At 67.5% G+C, this 19,583-nt stretch carries 17 protein-coding genes; 7 read left to right on the top strand and 10 right to left on the bottom strand.

What is annotated here, in order from left to right:
• From MAA8898_RS19865 to MAA8898_RS19825, 9 genes are all read right to left on the bottom strand, one after another.
• On the bottom strand, positions 1–1,023 hold the full coding sequence (locus MAA8898_RS19865; RefSeq protein ID WP_094022772.1) for a 5-oxoprolinase subunit C family protein: 1,023 nt from the start codon (positions 1,021–1,023) through the stop codon (positions 1–3).
• Positions 1,020–1,763 carry a 5-oxoprolinase subunit B family protein gene (locus tag MAA8898_RS19860; RefSeq protein WP_094022771.1) on the bottom strand — a complete coding sequence of 248 codons (744 nt, stop codon included), beginning with the start codon at positions 1,761–1,763 and terminating at the stop codon, positions 1,020–1,022. Before MAA8898_RS19860 ends, MAA8898_RS19865 begins: the two co-directional genes overlap by 4 nt.
• Positions 1,760–3,043 (bottom strand): TRAP transporter large permease, encoded by a 1,284-nt coding sequence (locus MAA8898_RS19855; RefSeq protein WP_094022770.1) that lies wholly within the window; start codon positions 3,041–3,043, stop codon positions 1,760–1,762. Before MAA8898_RS19855 ends, MAA8898_RS19860 begins: the two co-directional genes overlap by 4 nt.
• Entirely contained in the window at positions 3,040–3,588 is a 549-nt protein-coding gene (locus MAA8898_RS19850; protein WP_094022769.1) for a TRAP transporter small permease subunit, read from the bottom strand. The genes MAA8898_RS19855 and MAA8898_RS19850 overlap by 4 nt, the downstream gene beginning before the upstream one ends.
• Before the next feature lie 80 nt (positions 3,589–3,668).
• Positions 3,669–4,703 carry a TRAP transporter substrate-binding protein gene (locus MAA8898_RS19845; protein ID WP_094022768.1) on the bottom strand — a complete coding sequence of 345 codons (1,035 nt, stop codon included), beginning with the start codon at positions 4,701–4,703 and terminating at the stop codon, positions 3,669–3,671.
• Between the two features lie 58 nt (positions 4,704–4,761).
• The gene (locus MAA8898_RS19840) at positions 4,762–5,583 is read right to left on the bottom strand and encodes a putative hydro-lyase (protein WP_370738633.1); all 822 of its coding nucleotides are present in this window, start codon (positions 5,581–5,583) and stop codon (positions 4,762–4,764) included.
• A gap of 88 nt (positions 5,584–5,671) precedes the next feature.
• Entirely contained in the window at positions 5,672–6,562 is an 891-nt protein-coding gene (locus tag MAA8898_RS19835) for a LysR family transcriptional regulator (RefSeq protein WP_094022766.1), read from the bottom strand.
• A 44-nt stretch (positions 6,563–6,606) separates the two neighbouring features.
• Entirely contained in the window at positions 6,607–7,422 is an 816-nt protein-coding gene (locus MAA8898_RS19830) for a sugar phosphate isomerase/epimerase family protein (protein ID WP_094022765.1), read from the bottom strand.
• Positions 7,419–9,092: an FAD-dependent oxidoreductase gene (locus MAA8898_RS19825; protein WP_094022764.1), complete on the bottom strand. Its 1,674-nt coding sequence runs from the start codon at positions 9,090–9,092 to the stop codon at positions 7,419–7,421. Before MAA8898_RS19825 ends, MAA8898_RS19830 begins: the two co-directional genes overlap by 4 nt.
• 105 nt (positions 9,093–9,197) lie before the next feature.
• Between MAA8898_RS19825 and MAA8898_RS19820 the strand changes: the two genes are divergently transcribed.
• The 5 genes from MAA8898_RS19820 to MAA8898_RS19800 all read left to right on the top strand — a co-directional run bounded on the left by MAA8898_RS19820 (position 9,198) and on the right by MAA8898_RS19800 (position 14,296).
• Positions 9,198–10,106: a LysR family transcriptional regulator gene (locus tag MAA8898_RS19820; RefSeq protein WP_094022763.1), complete on the top strand. Its 909-nt coding sequence runs from the start codon at positions 9,198–9,200 to the stop codon at positions 10,104–10,106.
• Between the two features lie 124 nt (positions 10,107–10,230).
• Positions 10,231–11,235, top strand: a complete 1,005-nt coding sequence (locus MAA8898_RS19815; RefSeq protein WP_094022762.1) for a tripartite tricarboxylate transporter substrate binding protein — start codon at positions 10,231–10,233, stop codon at positions 11,233–11,235.
• 141 nt (positions 11,236–11,376) lie between these two features.
• Positions 11,377–11,943, top strand: a complete 567-nt coding sequence (locus MAA8898_RS19810) for a tripartite tricarboxylate transporter TctB family protein (RefSeq protein WP_094022761.1) — start codon at positions 11,377–11,379, stop codon at positions 11,941–11,943.
• Positions 11,940–13,448 (top strand): tripartite tricarboxylate transporter permease, encoded by a 1,509-nt coding sequence (locus MAA8898_RS19805; protein ID WP_094022760.1) that lies wholly within the window; start codon positions 11,940–11,942, stop codon positions 13,446–13,448. Before MAA8898_RS19810 ends, MAA8898_RS19805 begins: the two co-directional genes overlap by 4 nt.
• Positions 13,445–14,296: a shikimate dehydrogenase family protein gene (locus MAA8898_RS19800; RefSeq protein ID WP_094022759.1), complete on the top strand. Its 852-nt coding sequence runs from the start codon at positions 13,445–13,447 to the stop codon at positions 14,294–14,296. The genes MAA8898_RS19805 and MAA8898_RS19800 overlap by 4 nt, the downstream gene beginning before the upstream one ends.
• A 65-nt stretch (positions 14,297–14,361) precedes the next feature.
• Here MAA8898_RS19800 and MAA8898_RS19795 read toward each other — a convergent pair whose 3' ends face one another.
• Positions 14,362–17,025, bottom strand: a complete 2,664-nt coding sequence (locus tag MAA8898_RS19795; protein WP_094022758.1) for a calcium-binding protein — start codon at positions 17,023–17,025, stop codon at positions 14,362–14,364.
• A gap of 394 nt (positions 17,026–17,419) precedes the next feature.
• On the opposite strand from MAA8898_RS19795, the gene MAA8898_RS19790 reads away from it, so the two are divergent.
• Together MAA8898_RS19790 and MAA8898_RS19785 are read left to right on the top strand one after the other, a co-directional pair.
• Complete coding sequence (locus MAA8898_RS19790) at positions 17,420–18,490, top strand: sterol desaturase family protein (protein WP_217900519.1); 1,071 nt, start codon at positions 17,420–17,422, stop codon at positions 18,488–18,490.
• A gap of 94 nt (positions 18,491–18,584) precedes the next feature.
• The gene (locus MAA8898_RS19785) at positions 18,585–19,583 is read left to right on the top strand and encodes a LacI family DNA-binding transcriptional regulator (RefSeq protein WP_094022756.1); all 999 of its coding nucleotides are present in this window, start codon (positions 18,585–18,587) and stop codon (positions 19,581–19,583) included.

Genomic DNA, 19,583 nt, shown 5'->3' with positions numbered 1-19,583 from the left:
TCAGCCGGCGCGGTCCAGGTCGTCGCCCGCCGTCACGCCGCTGATGAACTCGTAGGACAGCAGGCCCGTCATCCGCGCGGGATCGCGGATCAGCGGGCGCAGGTGGTTGCGCAGCGTGGCGATGCGGCGGCGCTCCCTGGTGTCGGCCTCGGCCCCGGCCTCGATGGTCAGGAACTCGAACCGCAGCTGTGCTCCCGGCACCGCCTGCGCGACGCGCGGCAGGTCGGCGGCGATCACCGTGCCGATCCGGGGATAGCCGCCGGTGGTCTGGCATTCGCTCAGCAGGACGAACGGCGTGCCGTCGCCCGTCACCTGGATGTCGCCGGGCACCACCACTTCGGACAGGATGGACAGCCCCGCATCGGTGGCAAAGGCCTCGCCCCCGGGAACAAAGCGCACGCCCATCCGGTTGCCCCGCGTGTCGCGGCGAAATGTTTCGGCGGCGAATCGGTCGAGTTCCGCAGGCGCAAAAAAGCGTGTCTGCGGGCCGGGCACCACGCGCACCTTGCCGCCTTCGAAACGCGGGTCGGGGTCGAGGCACAGGCCGGTCTGGGTCCCCTTGTCGGCGCCGATGGGCAGGGTCTGGCCCGCCGTCACCGCCGCGCCGATGCCCGCCGCGAGGTGCGCCGCGCGCGAACCAAGGATGGACACCGTCTCGATCCCGCCGCCGACGTGCAGGTAGCCGTAGCTGCCCGAGGTGGCGCCGCCGATCGACAGCCGCGCGCCCCTGGGCAAAAGGTGGCTGGCGTCCCAGGCGGCGCGGGTGCCGTCGATGCTGGCCTGCATCGGCGCGCCGGTCAGGGCGATGCACAGGTCCTCGGTCGCTTCGAACTCGCCGCCGAAGCCGGCCATTTCCAGCGCCGCATTGCTCGCGGGCTGGCCCAGCAGAGCGGCCCCCTCGTACAGCGCCAGCCGGTCGGCGGCGCCGCCGCGCGACAGGCCAAAGCCCATGTAGCCGGGGCGACCGAGGTCCTGCACCGTCACGCCCGGCCCGGCGCGCAGCACCTTCAGCGTCACGCTCATGACAAAGGCTCGCAGGTTGCGCCGCCGTCCGGGCCCTGGTCGGCGAGGCCCGCGTAGGCCTCGGCGGGGACGGGGTCAAAGACCACCTCGTCACCCACGCGCAGCACGAAGGGCGTGTCGCTGTCCGGGCGGAAGGCGCGAAAGGCAGTCTGGCCGATGTGGCGCCAGCCGGTCGGCGTCGAGACCGAGAACAGCACCAGCTGCCGGATCGCGACGGTCAGCGCCCCGATCGGCACCCGTTCGGTCAGCGTGCTCTGGCGGGGAATGTTCCAGCAGGGGTCCAGCTCGCCCAGGTAGGGCTGGCCGGGGGCAAAGCCGATGGTCTGCACCCGCACCCGCGCCTCCGAGATCGAGCGGATAGCCGCGTCCGGCGTCAGCCCCGCCGCATGGGCGGCCTCGGACAGTTGCGGCGCAAGGTCGGTGCCAAAGACGGTGGGGATGCGCCACAGACGCCGCCCCTCGGGGAGCGCGGCGGCGAACCAGTCCTCGCGGGCCAGCAGCGCCTGCACCTCGGCCTCCATCGTGGCATGGTCCAGCCCGTCGGGGTCAAACCGCAGGTAGGCCGAGGCCAGCGTGCTGGAGGTTTCCGCCAGCCCGTCCAGCGCGGCGGCCTCAGCCGCCGCGCGAAACGACAGCGCGGCGCGGTTGGCCGTCTCGCTCAGCCGGTCGCCAAAGCTGACCAGCAGCCCGTCGGTGCCCACCGGGGCGACGCGCGGGAAACCCTCGGGCCCTTGGGTCATTGCAGCGCGTCCGGCAGGAACAGGGCGATCTGCGGAAAGGCGATCAGCGCGGCCGCCATGGCCAGCATCATCGCAAGATAGGGCAGGGTTCCCAGCATGACTTCGCTCATGTGGCCACTCTGCCGCGCGCCTTGGACGACGTAAAGGTTCAACCCCACCGGCGGCGTGATCAAGGCCATTTCGATCAGCACGATCATCAGGATGCCGAACCAGATCGGGTCAAACCCCTGCTGCACCACCAGCGGCACGACGATGGGGATGGTGACGACCATCAGCGACAGCGTCTCGATGAAGAAGCCCAGCACGATGTAGACCAGCACGATCACCAGCATGAAGGACAAGGGCGACAGGCCCAGCCCTTCGAGGAAGGATTGCAACTCGCGGCCGATGCCGGCGGAGGCGAGGGTGAAATTGAGGAAGGACGCGCCGATCACGACGAGCATGATCATCGAGGTGATCTTGACCGTGCCCAGAATCGCTTCGCGGAACATGCCGAGGTTGACCGTGCCAAAGAAGGCGGCGATCACGATGGCGCCGCCCACGCCGACGGCGGCGGCCTCGGTCGGGGTGGCCCAGCCCTTGTAGATGGTGCCGATGATGACGGTGAACAGCAGGATGATCGGGATCAGCTGCACCAGCGCGCGCAGCATCTCGGGGAACGGGAAGACCCGGCGCTGACCGCCGAGGCTGGGGCGGATGGCGCAGATGATCACGGTGATCAGCACAAAGGCCAGCGCCAGCGCGATGCCGGGCACGAGGCCGGCCAGGAACAGTCGCGGGATCGAGGTCTGGGTGAGAAAGCCGTAGACGATCAGGTTGATCGAGGGCGGGATCATGATGCCCAGCGTGCCGCCCGCGGCGATGGCACCGGAAAACAGCTTGGGGTCGTAGCCCAGCTTTTCCGCCTGCGGCATGGCCACGGTGGCCACGGTCGCGGCGGTCGCCACGGACGACCCCGATGTGGCCGAGAACATCGTCGCCGTGGCAATGTTGGCATGCACCAGCCCGCCCGGCAGCCAGCTGACCCAGCGGTCGAGCGCGGCATAGGTGCGCGTGGCAATCCCTGAGCGGACCAGGATCTCGCCCAGCAGCACGAAGAATGGGATGGCGATCAGCGTCGCGTTGTTGGAGGTGGACCAGACCAGGTTGCCCAGGCCCTTGGTCAGCGGAAAGGGGCTGTAGAAGGCGTCGATGCCGAAGCCCAGCAGGAACAGCACGATGCCGACCGGGATCGACAAGCACAGCAGGCCCAGCAGGCCAAAGGTGATGGAACCGATCATTTCAGCGCATCCAGTTCGCCAAAGGTGCCGATGGCGGCTTCGGATTCGGTGAACTTGCCGCGGGCCAGCAGCATCACGGCAGCGGCGAAGGTGGCCCAGGCGACGAGGGCGAACCAGATCCAGCCGGCGAACCAGGGCGCCTGCACCAGCGCCAGCGGCGTCTCCAGCGGCGTGTTGGCGTGCGAGTTGTTCTTGAGCGAGCGCGCCAGCACCGGCCAGCCCTTGATGGCGATCATCGTCACCGTCATCGACAGCGCGAGCATGGCGGCGAGGTCAAAGAAGGCGCGGGCGCGCGATCCGGCGCGGCTGCGCAGCAGGTCGATGCGCACATGGCCCAGCTCGATCAGCGTGTAGCCCATGCCCCAGGCGGTGGCGATGGCCATGACATAGCCGCTGATCTCGTCGGTGCCGCCCAGCGACGACCCGATCTGGCGCAACACGATATCGGCCAGCACGAAGGCCGCGCAGCCCATCAGCAGCACGCCGACAAGCAGGGCGATCAGCCGGTTCAGTCGTCGCAGGGTAAGCAGGATCGTCTCGGCCATTCCGGGCGTCTCCGAATGCAGGGTGATGCGGCGCCCGTTTTCCGGGCGCCGCGGGGTCTCACGGGGTCACTGTCTCAAGCTCACTGTGCGATGGTCACGCCGACGGTCTTGCCGACCGAGTCGTTCCAGCGCTGCGCCCAGTCGCCGCCGGCGCGCTCGGCCCAGTCGGGCAGGACCTTGGTCACCAGCACGTCGCGCGCCTTGGCGAAATCGGCATCCGACACCGCGACCAGCGTCATCGAGCGTGCATCCCCCGAGGCGCAGGCGCCGTTGCCGGTCAGGCAGGCGACGTCATTGTCGAGCGCACCCTGCGCCGCGGCCCAGGCGGGGTCTTCGAAGTTGGTCTTGATCTGCTCGGAGATCAGCGTCTTGGTGGCGTCGTCGAGGCTGTTCCACTTGTCCAGGTTGATCGCGGTCACGACCGAATCCCAGCCGCCCAGCGGGATCGGCAGCAGGTGGGTGGACACCTCCCACCAGCCGGCCGAGTAGCCCGAGCCGGCGCCGGTGATGGCGCAATCCACGACGCCCTTCTGCAAGGCCCCCGGCACCTCGGCAAAGGAGACGTTCACGCCCTCGGCGCCCAGCGCCTCGAGGAACAGCGTCGTCATCCGGCCCGAGCCGCGCACCTTCTTGCCCGCGAGGTCATCGAGGCTGTTGATCTCGCCATTGCAGAAAACGACCTGCGGCGGATAGGGCGCGATGGCGAGGACGTGGCTGTTGAAGCGGTCATGGAAGATATCGGTGACCATCGGGCGGGCCGCGTCGACCATGGCGCGCGCCTCGTCCGCCGTCAGCGCCAGCAGCGGCACGTCGAGGCCTTCGAGTTCGGGCGCGTCGGCCACCGCATAGTCGGCCACGGTCATGCCCACGTCATAGACGCCGTCACCCAGCAGGGCATAGACATCGCCGACGCCCAGGTTCATCTGGTTGTGCGTGGTCAGGGCCACGTTGATGGTGCCGCCCGAGGCGGCGGGCAGGGTCTCGCTCCAGAACGGGGCTTCAAAATCCTTGTGCAGCGGCAGGCCGGACCAACTGCCGACGACCGAGAGGTCCTCGGCGACAGCCGAGCCGGCGATCAGGGCTGTGGTGGCGAGCAGCGTCAGGGTGGTTTTCATGTCGTGTCTCCTTGTCGGGTGGATCGTGTCTGTGAGTGGTGGGGTCGGCTTGAAAAAATCAGCGGGCGAGGGGCGGCAGGACCGGCACCTCGGCGTCTTCGGGGATTTCGGTCAGCAGCATGTGGCCGGGCTTGTGCGTGATGCACAGGGGCACGCCCGCCGCCTCGATCGCAACCTGGGGGGTCACGCCGCAGGCCCAGAACATCGGCACCTGGCCGGGGCCGACCGGCGCGGGGTCGCCCCAGTCGGGGCGGCTGACGTCGGCGATGCCGATGGCGGCGGGGTCGCCGATGTGCACCGGCGCGCCATGCGCCAGCGGAAAGCGGCGCGAAATCTCGGTGGCCAGGTCCACGTGCGCGGCGTCGATGCTGCGCATGCTGACCACCATCTTGCCCCGGAACGGACCGGCGGGCACCGTGTCGATGCTGGACCGGAACATCGGCACCGTGGTGTCGTTCTCGATGTGCCAGACCGGGATGCCCGCCTCGACCAACGCGCGTTCGAAGGTGAACGAACAGCCCAGCGCAAAGGCGACCATCTCGTCGCTCCAGATATCGGTGATCTCGGTCTGGCTGCGCGCCAGCTTGCCGTCGACATAGACGTTGTAGGCGGGCACGTCGGTGCGGATGTCGAGGTCACGCCCCAGCGTGAACATCATCGGGTTGCCGGTGTCCGACACGCCGACCAGCGGGCAGGGCTTGGGGTTGCGCTGGCAGTAGCGCATGAAGTCGAGCGCCACGGCGCGCGGCAGAATCGCCAGGTTCGTCTGCAGGTATCCCAGGCCCAGACCGGCGGTGTGCGAGCGGTAGCGGCCAGCCCGGATTTCGGCCAGCACATCGGCCAGAGGTCTGTCCATGAGCGCGTGATGATCGGTGGCCACGTTTCTGTCTCCCCGTTTTGCGGTCACGCTGCCACCGGGGGTCAATAAAATCCAATCAATAATTTTACGCTTATTGCATAGAGATAATTTATGCGTTGACGTACTCCCGCGCCGCCTCCAGCGCCAGCTCCGCCGCGCTTTCGATCAGCGGGCTGGGCGGTTCGGCCAGGTAGGAGGCGGTGAAGTGCAGCGGCGGCGGCACCCAGCCGGGGTCGAACTCGCGGATCGTGCCGCGTGCCACGTACTCGCGTCCCAGCGCGCGGGGCAGGGCGGCGACGCCCAGCTCGGCCTCGACCAGCCGGAAGCAGGCCGACAGCGAGGAAGACGGAAACAGCGCCACATCCGGGTCCACCCGGTCCTGCAACAGCTTTTTCAGCTCGCGAAAGGGGCGGGTCTGGCGCGCGTAGGTCAACACCGGGCGACGGAAATGGTCGGCCGGATCGTCGGGCTCCGGCGTGCGCGCGGCGACGTACCAGGCCAGGTCAAAGTCCGGCAGGTCGATGTTGGTGACCGAGTATTCCGAGATCGGGCCCAGCAGCACCGCCAGGTCCAGCCCTCGGTCCAGCAGCGCGGCGCGCAAATTGATCGAGATGTCGACGTTGAACTCGATTTCCAGGTTCGGATAGCGCCCGTGCAGCCGGGTGATCAGGTCCGGCAGCCAGCATTGCGCGATGGTTTCGGACACGCCGATCCTCAGGCGTCCCTCCAGGCTTTCGGGGGCGACGATGTCGCGCTGCACCAGCCCGTCGAGCCGCTCGAAACGTTCTGCGTAGGTCAGCAGCATCTCGCCCTTGCGCGTCAGCCGCAACCCGCCCGCGCTGCGGTCGAACAGCTCGGTTCCCAGCGCGGATTGCAGGTTGCGCAGCCGGGCGGTGATGGCCGGCTGCGTCAGGTGCAGAGCGTCCGCCGCCTTGGTCACGCTGCCCAGGCGGACGACGTGCAGGAAGGCGCTCAGCTGGTCGAGGTTCAGGCGGGTCATGGTGCCAGTCTTGGCACGGTTCGGGGTCTTAGGCCATCGCCCTGTCAGGCCTCTGGTCCGTCCACCCGCGCCAGCAGATCCAGCGTGGCCTGCCGCGCCAGCCGCAGCCGCTGTGCTACCGGCATGCCTTCGCGCGCGGCGTCGGGGATCTCCAGCCCGATGGGTTGGCCTGCGGGCAATGCCGCCAGGATCGCGGCGAGGTCGATGGCGCCTTCGCCGGGGATCAGGCGTTGCCGCCGCGCGGTGTCCAGCAGCTCTTCGGTGGTGTAGCTGTCCTGTCTCGGCGCATCGGCGAGGTGCAGGAAGGGGAAGCGGTCCGCCGGGATCCGCGCGATGTCGGCGAGGGTCGAGCCGGAGCGGTCGAAATGCAGCGTGTCCAGCAGGATGCCGGGCAGGGGGCCGGCCTGTTGCACCACCTGCCAGCAGGTTGCGAGGTCAGGCACGGACGTCCATGGAAAGAACTCCAGCACCGCGCGCATCCCGTGTCGGTCGGCGGCTTCGGCCACGGTGGACAGGCTGTCGGACAGGCGCGACAGGTCATCGTCATAGGGCGCGGTGATCAGGTGGCGCGCGCCCAGTTCGGCCCCCACCTCCAGCAGGGCCGCGATCTCCGACAGCTGGAACTCCGGCGTGATCCGCAGGAACTCCACGTCCGCCACCTTCAGCCCGGTGGCCTGTAGCGCGTGCCGGGTGGCTTGCAGGTCGGCGCGCGCCGTCAGCGGGTAGCCGGGGCTGTCGGGCGTGACGCGCAACAGGCGCAGGCCGACCCCGTCGAGGCCGGCCTCGGCGGCGGCTTCGATCAGCGCGGGCGGGGGCAGGTCGATGGCGGTCAGGTGGGCGACACTCAGCTTGCGGGTCATGGCGTGGCTCCTGCGGCGTCCCGCCCGGCGACAAAGCCGAAGGTCAGGGCGGGTCCAAGGTTGATGCCCCCGGCGGGGTAGAACCCGCCAAAGGGGCTGGCGGCATCGGTGCCTGCCGCCCAGAGGCCGTGGATCGGCGCACCGGTGTCGTTCAGCACCTGCGCCCGGCCATTGCAGGCAAGCCCCGCAAAGGTGCCAAAACTGCCCGGCCTGACCTCGACCGCGCAAAAGGGCGCGCGCGTGATCGGCGCGACGCAGGGGTTGGGCTGCTGCTCGGGGTCGCCCTGAAGGCGCATGTAGGGGGTGGTGCCGCGCTGGAACTGCGGATCCTCGCCCTGGGCGGCGAGTGTGTTCCAGTCGTCCACCGTGGCCCTCAGACCGCCTGCGTCGATGCCGCAGGCGCGGGCGAGGTCCTCGACCGTGCGCCCGGTCTTGAGGTAGCCGCGCCTTGCCCAGCCGCGCCAGGGCACCGGCTGCGGGCGCACGACGCCCAGCCCGTAGCGGCGCAGGAATCGGATATCGCAGACCAGCCAGGACCGCGCGGGCGCGCCCTCGGGCACCGCGTCCAGCAGCGCCTCGACGTAGTCGTGATAGCCCAGCCCCTCGTTGCAGAAGCGCCGCCCGTCCGCCAGCACGCCGATCACCCCCGGCTTGCCGCGCTCGATGATGTGCGGGAACAGGCCTCTGCGCCCGTCCGGCCAGGGCACCTCGGACACCGGGCAATAGGCGGCAGGGCGGCGCAGGTCAGTGCGCAGGGCCGCGCCGACCGCGCGCGCCAGGGTGATGCCGTCGCCGGTCGCCTCGGGTACGGCCAGCGTGCGGTGTTCCTTGTCACGCGGAAAGGTCTGCTGTCGCAGCGCACTGTCATGGGCAAAGCCGCCGGTCGCCAGAACGACGCCATTGCGGCAGGTGAGGCGGCCGCCGTCCGACAGGCGCAGGCCGGTGACACGGCCCGCCGATTGCTCCAGCGCCGTGACCGTGACGCCGGTGCGAATGTCGACGCCCAGGTCCAGCGCCGAGCGCAGCAGCCGCGCCACCAGCGCGGCGCCGTTGCGCAGGTCCATCCCGCGCCCGTGCAAGGCAAGGTCGCGCAGGTGGCGCAGCACCCGGCGGCTGGCGTGCAGAAAGGCGCGGGGCGAACGGGTCATCGTCATGAAGGCGCGCAGGTCCGGCCCGGCCTGGATCGTCATGCCGTGAAAGGTGGTCTCGCGCAGCGGTTGGCGCAGCAGGGCCAGGGCCTTGCCCAGCCTTCGCGCGTCATAGGGCTGCGCGATCACAGACCGCCCTCCGGTGCCCGCGCCGGGCAGGTGGCCGTAGGTGTCGGGAATGGCGGTGCCGCCTTCGAACTGCAAGGCGGTTTGGTCCTCGAAGAACCCCACCATCTGCGGCGCGGCGGCCAGAAAGGCGTCCACCCGCTCGGTGTCGAAATGATTGCCCAGCAGGGCCTCTAGGTAGGTCCGCGGCGCCTGCGCATCCTCGACGATCCCGGCGCGCCGCGCGACCGGGTTGCCCGGCGCCCAGATCCAGCCGCCGGACCAGGCGGTGGTGCCGCCCAGCACCGCCGATTTCTCCAGCAGCGTCACCCGCAGCCCCATCGCCGCCGCCGTCACCGCCGCAGCCAGCCCGCCGGCGCCAGAGCCGATCACGGCAAGGTCGGTCGTCTGGTCCATGGCGGGTCCTCCTGCTGCCGTCCGGGATCTCGCCGCCAAGAGGGCTTAACGTCAATGACATTTCATGCGATGAAAGCAACATCATGTTATCCGAGGGGCTGCCAGATGCGCGAAATCACCCTGCGCCAGGTCGAGGTCATCCGCGCCGTCATGCTGCGCGGCACCATCAGCGGCGCGGCGGAATTGCTGGGTGTCTCGGCGCCCGGCGTGTCGCGCCTGGTCAAGCATACCGAGGAATCTCTGGGCCTGCGCCTGTTCGAACGGCGGGCGGGGCTGTTTGTCCCCTCGGTCGAGGCGAGCCGCGTCTTTGACCAGATCCGCGAGGTCTACAAGGGCGTCGAGAACCTGCAAAGCGCGCTCGACTCGCTGCAAAAGGGCGAGGAGGTGCAGCTGGCCTTTGCCTCGGCCCCCTCGGTCGCGCAGTTCATCGCGGCGCGGGCGATCCGCAGCATCCGCGCCCGTTACCCTGATCTCTACATCGACCTGAACATCCTCAAGATCGAGGAAACCGCCGATTACCTTCTGCTGGAGCGCGGCGAGTTCGTCATCATGAGCTCGCCCATCCACAACCCCGGCCTCCACAGCGAAAAGCTGGCCCATGGCCGCGTGATCGCCATCCTGCCCGAAGGCCACCCGCTGGCCGACCGCGCGACGCTGTCGGTCCACGACCTGGTGGGTGAGCCGCTGGTGGGGGTCGATCCCGCCGATCCCTACGGCCGCATCATCTCGCGTCCCTTCCGCGAGGCGGGGCTGGAGGTGCGCCACTCGATGCGCGGGCGCTTTGCCCAGACGCTGGTCAGCCTCGTGCGGCACGGGCTGGGGGTGGCGCTGATCGACGAATTCTCGGTCGCCGAGGTCTACATGCCCGGCGTCGTGCGCAAGCCGATCGCCGAGGAAACCTATATCGACATCTATGCCGTCACCAAGAAGGACCGCGGCCTGTCCAACTTTGCCGAGTTCAGCATCCGCCAGTTCCGCAAGCAACTGGCCGAGGCGGGGCGCAGCTGGGCTTGATCGTAACATCAGGTTACGTCCGGCGCGTTTTTCGTATTTGACGTTAAGGCGCTTGATGCCTCATACCGTGGCCCAACGGACGCGGGGAGGATCGCGTCCGGCTGCTTTCAAAGGGAGGACACTCATGAAGCGTTTCATTCTCGGCGCCGCCTCGGCGCTTGTGCTGGCCGCGACCGCCGCCACCGCGCAGGATTACCCGGCCAAGGAAATCCAGGGCATCATCCAGTGGGGCGCGGGCGGGTCGACCGACACGGTCATGCGCTCGGTCACGCCGCACGCGGAGGCCGCGTTGGGCGGCACCATCGTCATGCAGAACATGACCGGCGCCGTAGGCGCGATCGCGCTGAACTACGTGGCCGACGCGGAGGCCGACGGCTACACCCTGCTGATGGGCGCGGAAAACCCGCTGCTCTACAAGGTCATGGGCCTGGGCGACAAGGATTACGCGGACTTCACCCCGGTCGCGATCCTGGCGCGCGGCACACCGATGCTGGTGGCCAACAAGGACGCGCCCTTTGACGACTATGCCGGCATGATGGCCTACATCAAGGAGCACCCGGGCGAGGTGCGTTTCGGCGCCACCGGCCCCGGCGGCCTGCCGTCGGTCATCACCGCGATGATCCAGACCGTCGAAGGCGGGCTGGACGTGATCGCGGTTCCCTATGACGGCGACGGCCCAGCGCTGACCGCGCTGCAAGGCGGTGCCGTGGACGTAATGCCCGCCGTGCTGGGTGCCGCCATCGAAGGCATTCGCGCCGGCAACATGAAGCCTCTGGCGGTCTTCGACGTGGTCGAGAATGAAAAGCTGCCGGGCGTGCCGACGATCACCTCCTTCAACGATGCCTACAACACCTACCTGCCCTGGGGCCCGTTCTTTGGCGTTTTCGTCAAGAACGGCACGCCGGACGACGTGGTGGCCAAGCTTGCCGCCGCCTATGCGGAAGGCGCGCAGCACCCGGATTTCGTGGCGCTGATGGACAACCGCGGTTTCCAGCTGATGGGCATCTCCGGCGACGAGGCGCAGGCCTTCCTGTCCAAGTGGCAGCAGGGCACCACCTGGCTGCTGCAGGACGCCGGCCTGACCAAAGCCTCGCCCGAGGACTTCGGCATCGCCCGCCCGGCGCAGTAACGCACCACAAGGCGCCCCGCGACAGGGGCGCCCGCCGGACGCGATCTCGCCATGAGGCACGAGCAGACTCGGCGCCGCCTTCCCCCGTGAAGCGCGGCGCCGTTTCATAAAGCGCAGCCGATCCCCGGAGGAGGACCCCCGATGACCACACCCGAAACTGAGCATCACGATGGCACCTCGGACGCCACGCCGGGCGGCTACGACAGTGCGCGCCGGCCCGGCGAACTGGGTTTTGCCGTCTTTCTCTTTGTTGTCAGCCTCGTCCTGTTGTGGAACGCCTACGGCATCTCGGGCTTTGACAAGCTGTCCTCGCCCGGCAGCATCCCGATGGCGACATCGCTGGTCATGGCGGTGACGGCGGGCATCGTCCTGCTGCGCACCCTGCGTCTGCCGCGCGTCTCGAGCGAGACGCTGATGAAGGACATCCTGCCGCCGGTCGCCATCCTCTTTGCCGCGCTGCTGGTGGGCTACGCGATGTTGCTGAAGCCGCTGGGTTTCCTGCCCACGTCGGTCCTGTTCCTGGTCGTCGCCATCAAGGTGCTGTCACGGCGCAGCTGGGCCTTTACCCTGATCGTGTCGCTGGGCAGCCTGGTGGTGATCTGGCTGATCTTCCGCATCGTGTTCACCGTGCTGATGCCCGCCGGGATCGTCCCCGAGGCCGAATTCGTCCAGCTGTTCCGCGACCTGTTCGGAGGATCGGCGAAATGACCGCCTTGATGGATTTCCTGACCGTCTTCACGCATCCGCACCTGTTGCTTCTGGTGGGCCTGGGCACCTTTGCCGGGGTCTATGTCGGCGCCATTCCCGGCCTGTCGGTGACCATGGCGGTGTCGATCCTGATCTCCTTCACCTTTTCCTGGGACGTCCACCCGGCCATTGCGCTGATGATCGGCATCTACATGGGCGGCGTCTATGGCGGCTCGCGCACGGCGATCCTGCTGAACATCCCCGGCGCGCCCTCGGCCATCGCCACGGCGCTGGACGGCTATCCCATGGCGCAGCGCGGCGAGGCGGGCACCGCGATCGGCGTGACCACCGTCATGTCCTTTATCGGCGGGTTTGTCGGCATCGCCGTGCTGGCCGTGGCGGCACCGCTGGTGTCGGACTTTGCGCTGCGGTTCCAGCCGCGCGACTACATGCTGTTGGCGCTGCTGGGCATCCTGCTGGTCGGCTCATTGTCCACCGGCAGCCTGGTCAAGGGTATCTTTGCCGGCGCGCTGGGCATCGCCATCGGCGCGGTGGGCCGCGACCCGCTGACCTTTACCGAACGCTTTACCTTTGACCTGACCTTCATGCAGGGCGGGATCTCCTTCATCGCCGTGATGATCGGCATGTTCGGCGTGTCCGAGGCGCTGCAACAGCTGCACCACGTCGACAAGGATGCCGTGCGGCAAAAGATCAGCCGCATCGTGCCGTCCTTTGCCACGGTGAAAAAACACCTGCCTCTGTCGATGCAGACCTCGACCATCGGCGTCGTGATCGGCGCTTTGCCCGGCACGGGTGGCGACATCGCCGCCCTCATGGCCTACGACCACGCCAAGCGCGTGACCAAGAACCCCAAGGTGCCCTTTGGCAAGGGCGCGATGGAGGGGCTGGTGGCGCCCGAGACCGCCAACAACGCCGCCGTCGGCGGGGCCTTCATCCCGATGATGACGCTGGGCATTCCCGGCGACGCAGTGACCGCCATCATGATCGGCGCGCTGTTCATCCACGGGCTGAACCCCGGCCCGATGCTGATGATCGACCAGCCGGACATGTTCTGGTTCATCGTCGGCGCGCTGGTCATGGCGAACTGCTTCATGCTGCTGTTCGGCCTGACGGGGATCAAGCTGTTCACCCGGATCGTCGAGATGCCGCGCTCGGTGCTGATCCCGCTCATCATGCTGCTGTCCATCGTCGGCGCCTTTGCGGTCAACAACTCGATCACCGATGTCTACTGGATGCTCGGCTTTGGCGTGTTCGGCTACTTCATGCGGCACTACGGTTATCCGCTGGGTCCGGTGATCCTGGGCGTGATCCTGTCGCGCCTGCTGGACGACAACTGGCGCCGCGCGATCATCTCGGAACGCGAAGACCTGGGCCGCTTCTTTGGCGGTTTGTTCTCCAGCCCGCTGTCCACGGTGCTGTTCGTCTCGGTGATCCTGATCTTTGTCTCGCAAACGCCGCTCTGGACCTGGGGCAAGCGCAAGATCTTCGGGGAGGCACGGACATGACCGAAGGAAAGACGCTGAAGCTGGGCTTGATCGGCGACAACATCGCGCGCTCGCGCTCGCCGCTCCTGCACCGGCTTGCCGGGGATCAGAACGGCATCGCCGTGACCTATGAGCGGCTGGTGCCAAAGGACATGGGCGAAAGCTTTGAACAGGTGTTCGACCGCTGCCGGACCGGCGGCTACCGCGGCATCAACGTGACCTACCCCTACAAGGAGCGGGTGACGGCACAGCTGCGGGTCGACGATCCGCTGGTGCGCGCCATGGGCGCCTGCAACACCGTGATCTTCGAGGCGGACGGGCCGCGCGGCTTCAACACCGATTACTCGGGCTTTGTCGCGGCCTATGAAACCGTGCGCGGCAAGATGGCCACCGGCCCGGTGCTGATGATCGGCACCGGCGGGGTGGGGCGGGCGGTGGCCTTTGGCCTGGCGCGGCTGGGCTGCACCGAACTGCGGCTGGTGGACCGCGACCCGGCCAAGGCCGAGGCGCTGGCCGACGCGTTGCATTCGGTCGTGCCCGACATGGACATCAGCATCTGGATCGACGCCGAGAATGCGGCGCAGGGCGCCAGCGGCCTGATCAACTGCACGCCGGTCGGCATGGTGGGTTACGACGGCACGCCGCTGCGGGCCGGGGCCATCTTTGGATCGGACTGGGCGTTTGACGCGGTCTACACGCCGACGGACACGCAGTTCCTGACCGATGCGGCTGCGGCGGGGCTGTCGATCATCTCCGGGTGGGAGCTGTTCTTTTTCCAGGGGGTGCATGCCTGGACGCTGTTCTCGGGGCTGGGGCTGGACCAGGCGGCGCTGCGGGCGCGGCTGCTGGCGGACGACGCGGCGGCCTGAAGGCCATGCATGGGGTCCAGGGGGCCAGCCGCCGGATGCCGGCGGCTGGCCTTTTCATGGGCCTGTCAGAGCACGAAGTCCTCGGCCGTCAGGCCGGTGACATTGGCCACCCGGATCTCGGCGTCGATGGTGCCGTTGCCGTCCACGTCGAACTGCACGATGGTCGATCCGGTCGCCGTCTCGTTCAGGCGCAGTTCGGGGTTGCCGGAGGGGGCAAAGGGATTGGTGCCGCGGAACTCGAACACGCCCGGCGACAGGCCCGCGACGATGATCAGGTCAACCCCCTGTTCGAAATCCAGGATCTGGTCGCGTGTCGCGCCGATCCCGGCATCGGCCACGCTGCGGAAGACAAAGTTGTCCGCGCCCTGGCCGCCAGTCAGCAGGTCCAGCCCGAGACCCCCGGCCAGGTCGTCCTCACCGTTGCGGCCGCGCAGGATGTCGTTGCCGTTGCCACCTTCGAGCAGGTCGTCGCCGTTGCCGCCATCCATGGTGTCGTTGGCGTCGCCACCATCCAGCGTGTCAGACCCGTCCTGGCCGATCAGCAGGTCGTTGCCCAGGCCGCCAAGGATCTGGTCGTTGCCGTTGCCGCCGTTCAGCACGTCGCCCTCGGTGCCGCCAGAGAGGCTGTCGTCGCCCGCGCCGCCCAGCAGCGTGTCGGCGGCCTCGCCGCCGATCAGCGTGTCGTTGCCGTCATGGCCGACCAGCAGGTCGGCGTCGTTGCCGCCGTTCAGGTTGTCGTTGCCGGCGCCGCCGATCAGCGTATCGGTTCCGCCTTCGCCGAAGACCACGCCATTGACCACGCCGGTGCCCATGTTGCGGTGCAGGTCGGCGCCGCTGTCCAAGTTGACATCGCCGACGATCACGCCGGAGTTGGCGATGATCTGTACCCCGGTATCCCCCTGCACGTCGCCGACCAGGCTGCCGGTGTTGACCAGCATCGCCTCGGATCCGGTGGCGTTCTCGAAGTGCACGGACTGGATCCCGCCGCGGACCGCCCCGTGGTTGATGATCAGGGCGTTCTCGTCGCTATCGTTGAGCCAGATGCCGTAGTCTTCGCCATCGATCACCCCGGAGGCGGTGTTCATGACATTGGTGTTCGTGGTGTTGGCGTTTGCGACGACATAAATGCCCGTCTGGCCGTTCAGCACGCCGGAGTTCACGACCTCGTCGCCGCCGATCGCCCGGATCGCATCCGCCAACGAGTTGACCTCGCCGGAGTTGGTGATCCGAAACTCACCGGGCCCGCCGACACGGTAGATGCCGATGCTGTTCGCGGTGATGGAGCCGGCGTTCAGGATGCTGCCGAATTCGGAAGCCGAGTAGACGCCATAAACCGATGCGGTGACCGATCCAGTGTTGGTCACGATCCCGTTGTCGTTCCGGATCTCAATGCCGGTGCTGGCCAGCGACACCACCTCGCCCGAGTTGTCGATGCGGCCGTTGATCGTGCTGCCGCCCATGTAGATGGATGTCGTCCGGGAATTGATGACGCCCGAGTTCAAGGCGGCCCCGCCATCGGTGAAGAAGATGCCCTCGTCATCCGTTGTGACCGTGCCGGTATTGGTGATCATGCCGTTGGTCCCGTCGACCCAGATTCCGGTATCGCGCGAGTCGATGTCACCGGAATTCGACACGATGCCGCCGGCACCGTCGATCCAGACGCCGCGCGCGGAGACGGACATGATCTTGCCCGCGTTGTCGACCATGCCGTCGAAACCTTCGAGGTAGACCGCGGCTTGAGACTGACTGGCGATGATGCCGGTGTTCAGCACCTGCTGACGACCTGCGCCTGTCGCCAGACCATCGACCGAGGTGGCATAGATCCCGTAGGTCGCGCCAGAGATCGACCCGGCGTTGGTCACCACAAGCTCGTTTTCGCCCCGGATGCCTTCGAAGGCCTCGCCGACGATGGTGCCATGATTGACCACGGTGGTGTCTTCATCGGTGAACTCGATGCCGGTGCCGCCGGTGATCGAGCCCGAGTTGCTGATCCGCGTGTTGGTGCCCTGCGCGTAGATGCCGTCATCCGCCCCGGCGACCACCCCCGCGTTGTCAAAGGTGGAATTGTCGGTCAGGTTTTGCAGTTCGAGCCCGCGGCTCTGGCCGATGATCGATCCGGTGTTGGACCCGGTGAAGTTTGCCCCCTGGACCTGCACACCGTCGTCATCGGCGTTGATCGTGCCCGAGTTGATCAGCACGGAGTTGCCGTTGGTGCCGTCGTAGTTGCCGAAGTGAATCCCGTCGGTATGCGAAGAGAGCGACCCGGTGTTCGTCACCCGGCCGCCATCAGACAGGAATATCGTGTCGGCGGCAGAGGTCATCGACCCGTTGTTCACCACAACCGGCTCGGACGTCAGGCCGCCGCCGCTGAGCGAGACCGCGTTGCTGCCTGCGACGATGGCGCCGTCGTTGGTCACCATGATGGTGGTGCCGGTGCCGGCGATCCCGTCGGACCCGGCCGCGATCATGCCATTCATGCCGATGGTGATCTCGTGGTTCGATGTGTCGTTGAGTTCCAGCGCATCGTTATCGTCGCTGCCGAGGTAGCCGTCGATCAGGATGGTATGCGCGTTCGAGTTGGTGTTGATGTCGATCGCATTGTTGCTCCCGCCGTCTGCCAGCAGGAAGACCCCGTCGCGGACGATGATGGTAGAGTTGGTCTGTGCAGCGGTGACAGTGAGTGCGTCGCCCGCAGCGGTGTTGACGCTGTTGGGAAGAATGATGGCCATCGTTCTGGCTCCTTTGGATAAATTTCTTGTTCAATGACTCCGGACTCGCAAAAACGAACCGTGAAAAAATAGCGACCGAGAAAATGCAAAGCCCCGGAGACCGCCCGAAAGGTAACACAGTTGTCACAATCTGTAATTGTTTTTTGGGGGGAATAACGGGCGTCGCTGCGCACGACCCGGCCTGCATTCGGTCGCCCGCCGGCGGATGGTCTGTCGCGCACGCGCCTCGATGTCCCCGTTTCCGTTGGCCATTCGGCCAGGAGCCGCGCTGCCGCAGGGGGCGGAGTTCCGGCTGGTGCCACCGTGCGGCGCCGCCATGGAGTTATCCGATCAGAGCATGAAATCGCGCGCGCCCTGCGCCCGTCGCGGTTAGACTGGCCGGGAGGTGAGACGGATGGATCCGGCCTTCGCAGGTTTCCTGATCCGCGCCGACACGACCCGAGAGAGGATTATGGACGACCTGAAGTTCGGCACCCGCGACAAGCGTGGCAATTACACCCCCAACACCCCGGCCGGCACCGCGCCGCTGTTTGTCTGGCCGCCGCGCCCGCGCGCGTTTCTGGCCTGGCTGCCGGGGTACTTCTTTCCGTACAACGTCCTGTTTTTCCTGTCGGCGCTGGCCTGGTGGGCCTGGGTGATCCCGCCGGTCGAGGTGATGCAAAGCCTCGCCTGGGGCTGGGTGCTGAGGTTGCTGGCGGTCAACGCGGTGGCCGTCTTCCTGTGGTACTTTGCCTTTGAGTTGCACCTGTACATCCGCCGCGCGCAGGGCAACCGGTTCAAGTACAACGGCAAGTTCCCCGCCGATCACCCTTCGGACGTCTTCTGGTTCAGGCGCCAGAACCTCGACAACATGCTGCGCAGCTTCCTGTCCGGCGTGCCGATCTGGACCGGGGTGCAGGTGCTGGTGCTCTGGGCCTTTGCCAACGGCTACGCGCCCTGGCTGTCATGGTCGGACAACTCGCTGTGGCTGGCGGTCCTGTGCCTGATTGTGCCGGTGATCCACGAGATCCACTTCTTCTGCATCCACCGGCTGATCCACACGCCGTTCCTCTACAAGTGGGTGCATTCGGTGCACCACAACTCGAACAACCCGTCGCCCTGGTCGTCGCTGTCGATGCACCCGGTCGAGCACCTGCTGTATTTCTCGACGATGTTCTACCATCTCGTCCTGCCGTCGCACCCGATGATCGCGCTCTACCAGCTGCATGTCGCGGGCTTTGGCGCGGTGCCGGGGCACGTGGGGTTCGACAAGGTCGAGATCACCGAAGACATGGCAATCGACAGCCATGCCTACATCCACTACCTGCACCACAAGTATTTCGAGGTCAATTACGGCGACGGGCTGATCCCGATCGACAGGTGGCTCGGCACCTTTCACGATGGGTCGAAGGATGGCGACGCGCGGATGAAGGCGCGCTTCGAGGCCAAGAAGGCCCGGCTGAACGCCCCGAAGGCTTCGTCCTGACCTGGGGCCGCCTGCTGCGGCATCTGTCGTCTTGCGCTTGTGCAGCGGCGCGCCGCACAGTCGGCGCGGATTCCTCCTGTCCGGACCCTGTGCCATGGCCAAGCCGACCTATGCCGACATTGCCACCCGTGCCGGCGTCGGCACCGCCACGGTCGAGCGGGTGCTGAACGGGCGCGGCGGCGTGACGCCCGAGACCGCGCAAAAGGTGGTGCTGGCGGCGCGGGCGCTGGACTGGCCCGGACGACTGCCCGAAAGGCACCGCGGGTTGTTTCGCATCGAGGTCATCCTTGTCCGCCCCGAAACCGGCTTCTTTTCGCGCCTCGCGGCGGCCTTCCGGCGGATCGGGCGGACGCTGGACCGCTCCGTGCAACTGCACGTGTCGTTCATGGACGAAGCCGACCCGGCGGCGCTGGCCCACCACATCGCGCGGCCTCCGGTGCACCGCGCGGGCCTGATCGTCGCCGCACCCGATGTGCCGGCCGTGCGCGCCGCGCTGGAGCAGGTGCAGGGGCAGGGGCTGCCGGTGGTGCAGGTGATGAACCGTATCCTGCACGGAGCGGATTACGTGGGCATCGACAACATGGCCGCCGGGCGCACGGCGGGGCTGATGCTGGCGCGGCTGGGCGCGGTGCGGAGCAGCGTGCTGGCGGTCTGCCATAGTCCGCTCTACCGCGTGCACCGCGACCGGCTGCGCGGCTTTTCCGACTACCTGGCCGACCATCCGCACCCAGGGCTGGCGTTTCGCCGCGTCGTCTTTGGCGGCGACGACCGGCACCGCAACGCCGCGCTGGTGGCTGACGCGCTGCGCGACTGGCCCGACCTTTCCGGCGTCTACAACGCGGGCGGCGGCAACTCCGGCGTGCTGCACGCGCTGGAGCGGGCAGGGCGCGCGGTGTTCTTCGTCGGGCACGAGTTGACCGGGACCACCAGCGCGGCTTTGCAGGTGGGCCGCGCGCATGTCATCCTGGACCAGCTGCCCGAAACCCAGGCGCGGCGCGCGGTGGACCTGATGCTGCGGCGGCTGGAGCTGACCGAGGACGAGGTCGACAACCCGCCGATCCGCTTTGCCACCATCACGCGCGAGAACCTCTGA

It is taken from the genome of Antarctobacter aquimaris (genome assembly GCF_900184945.1).
Classification (GTDB): domain Bacteria; phylum Pseudomonadota; class Alphaproteobacteria; order Rhodobacterales; family Rhodobacteraceae; genus Maliponia; species Maliponia aquimaris.
The sequence above is the reverse complement of the archived record's forward strand: the minus strand, read 5'-3'. Positions and strand labels throughout refer to the sequence as shown.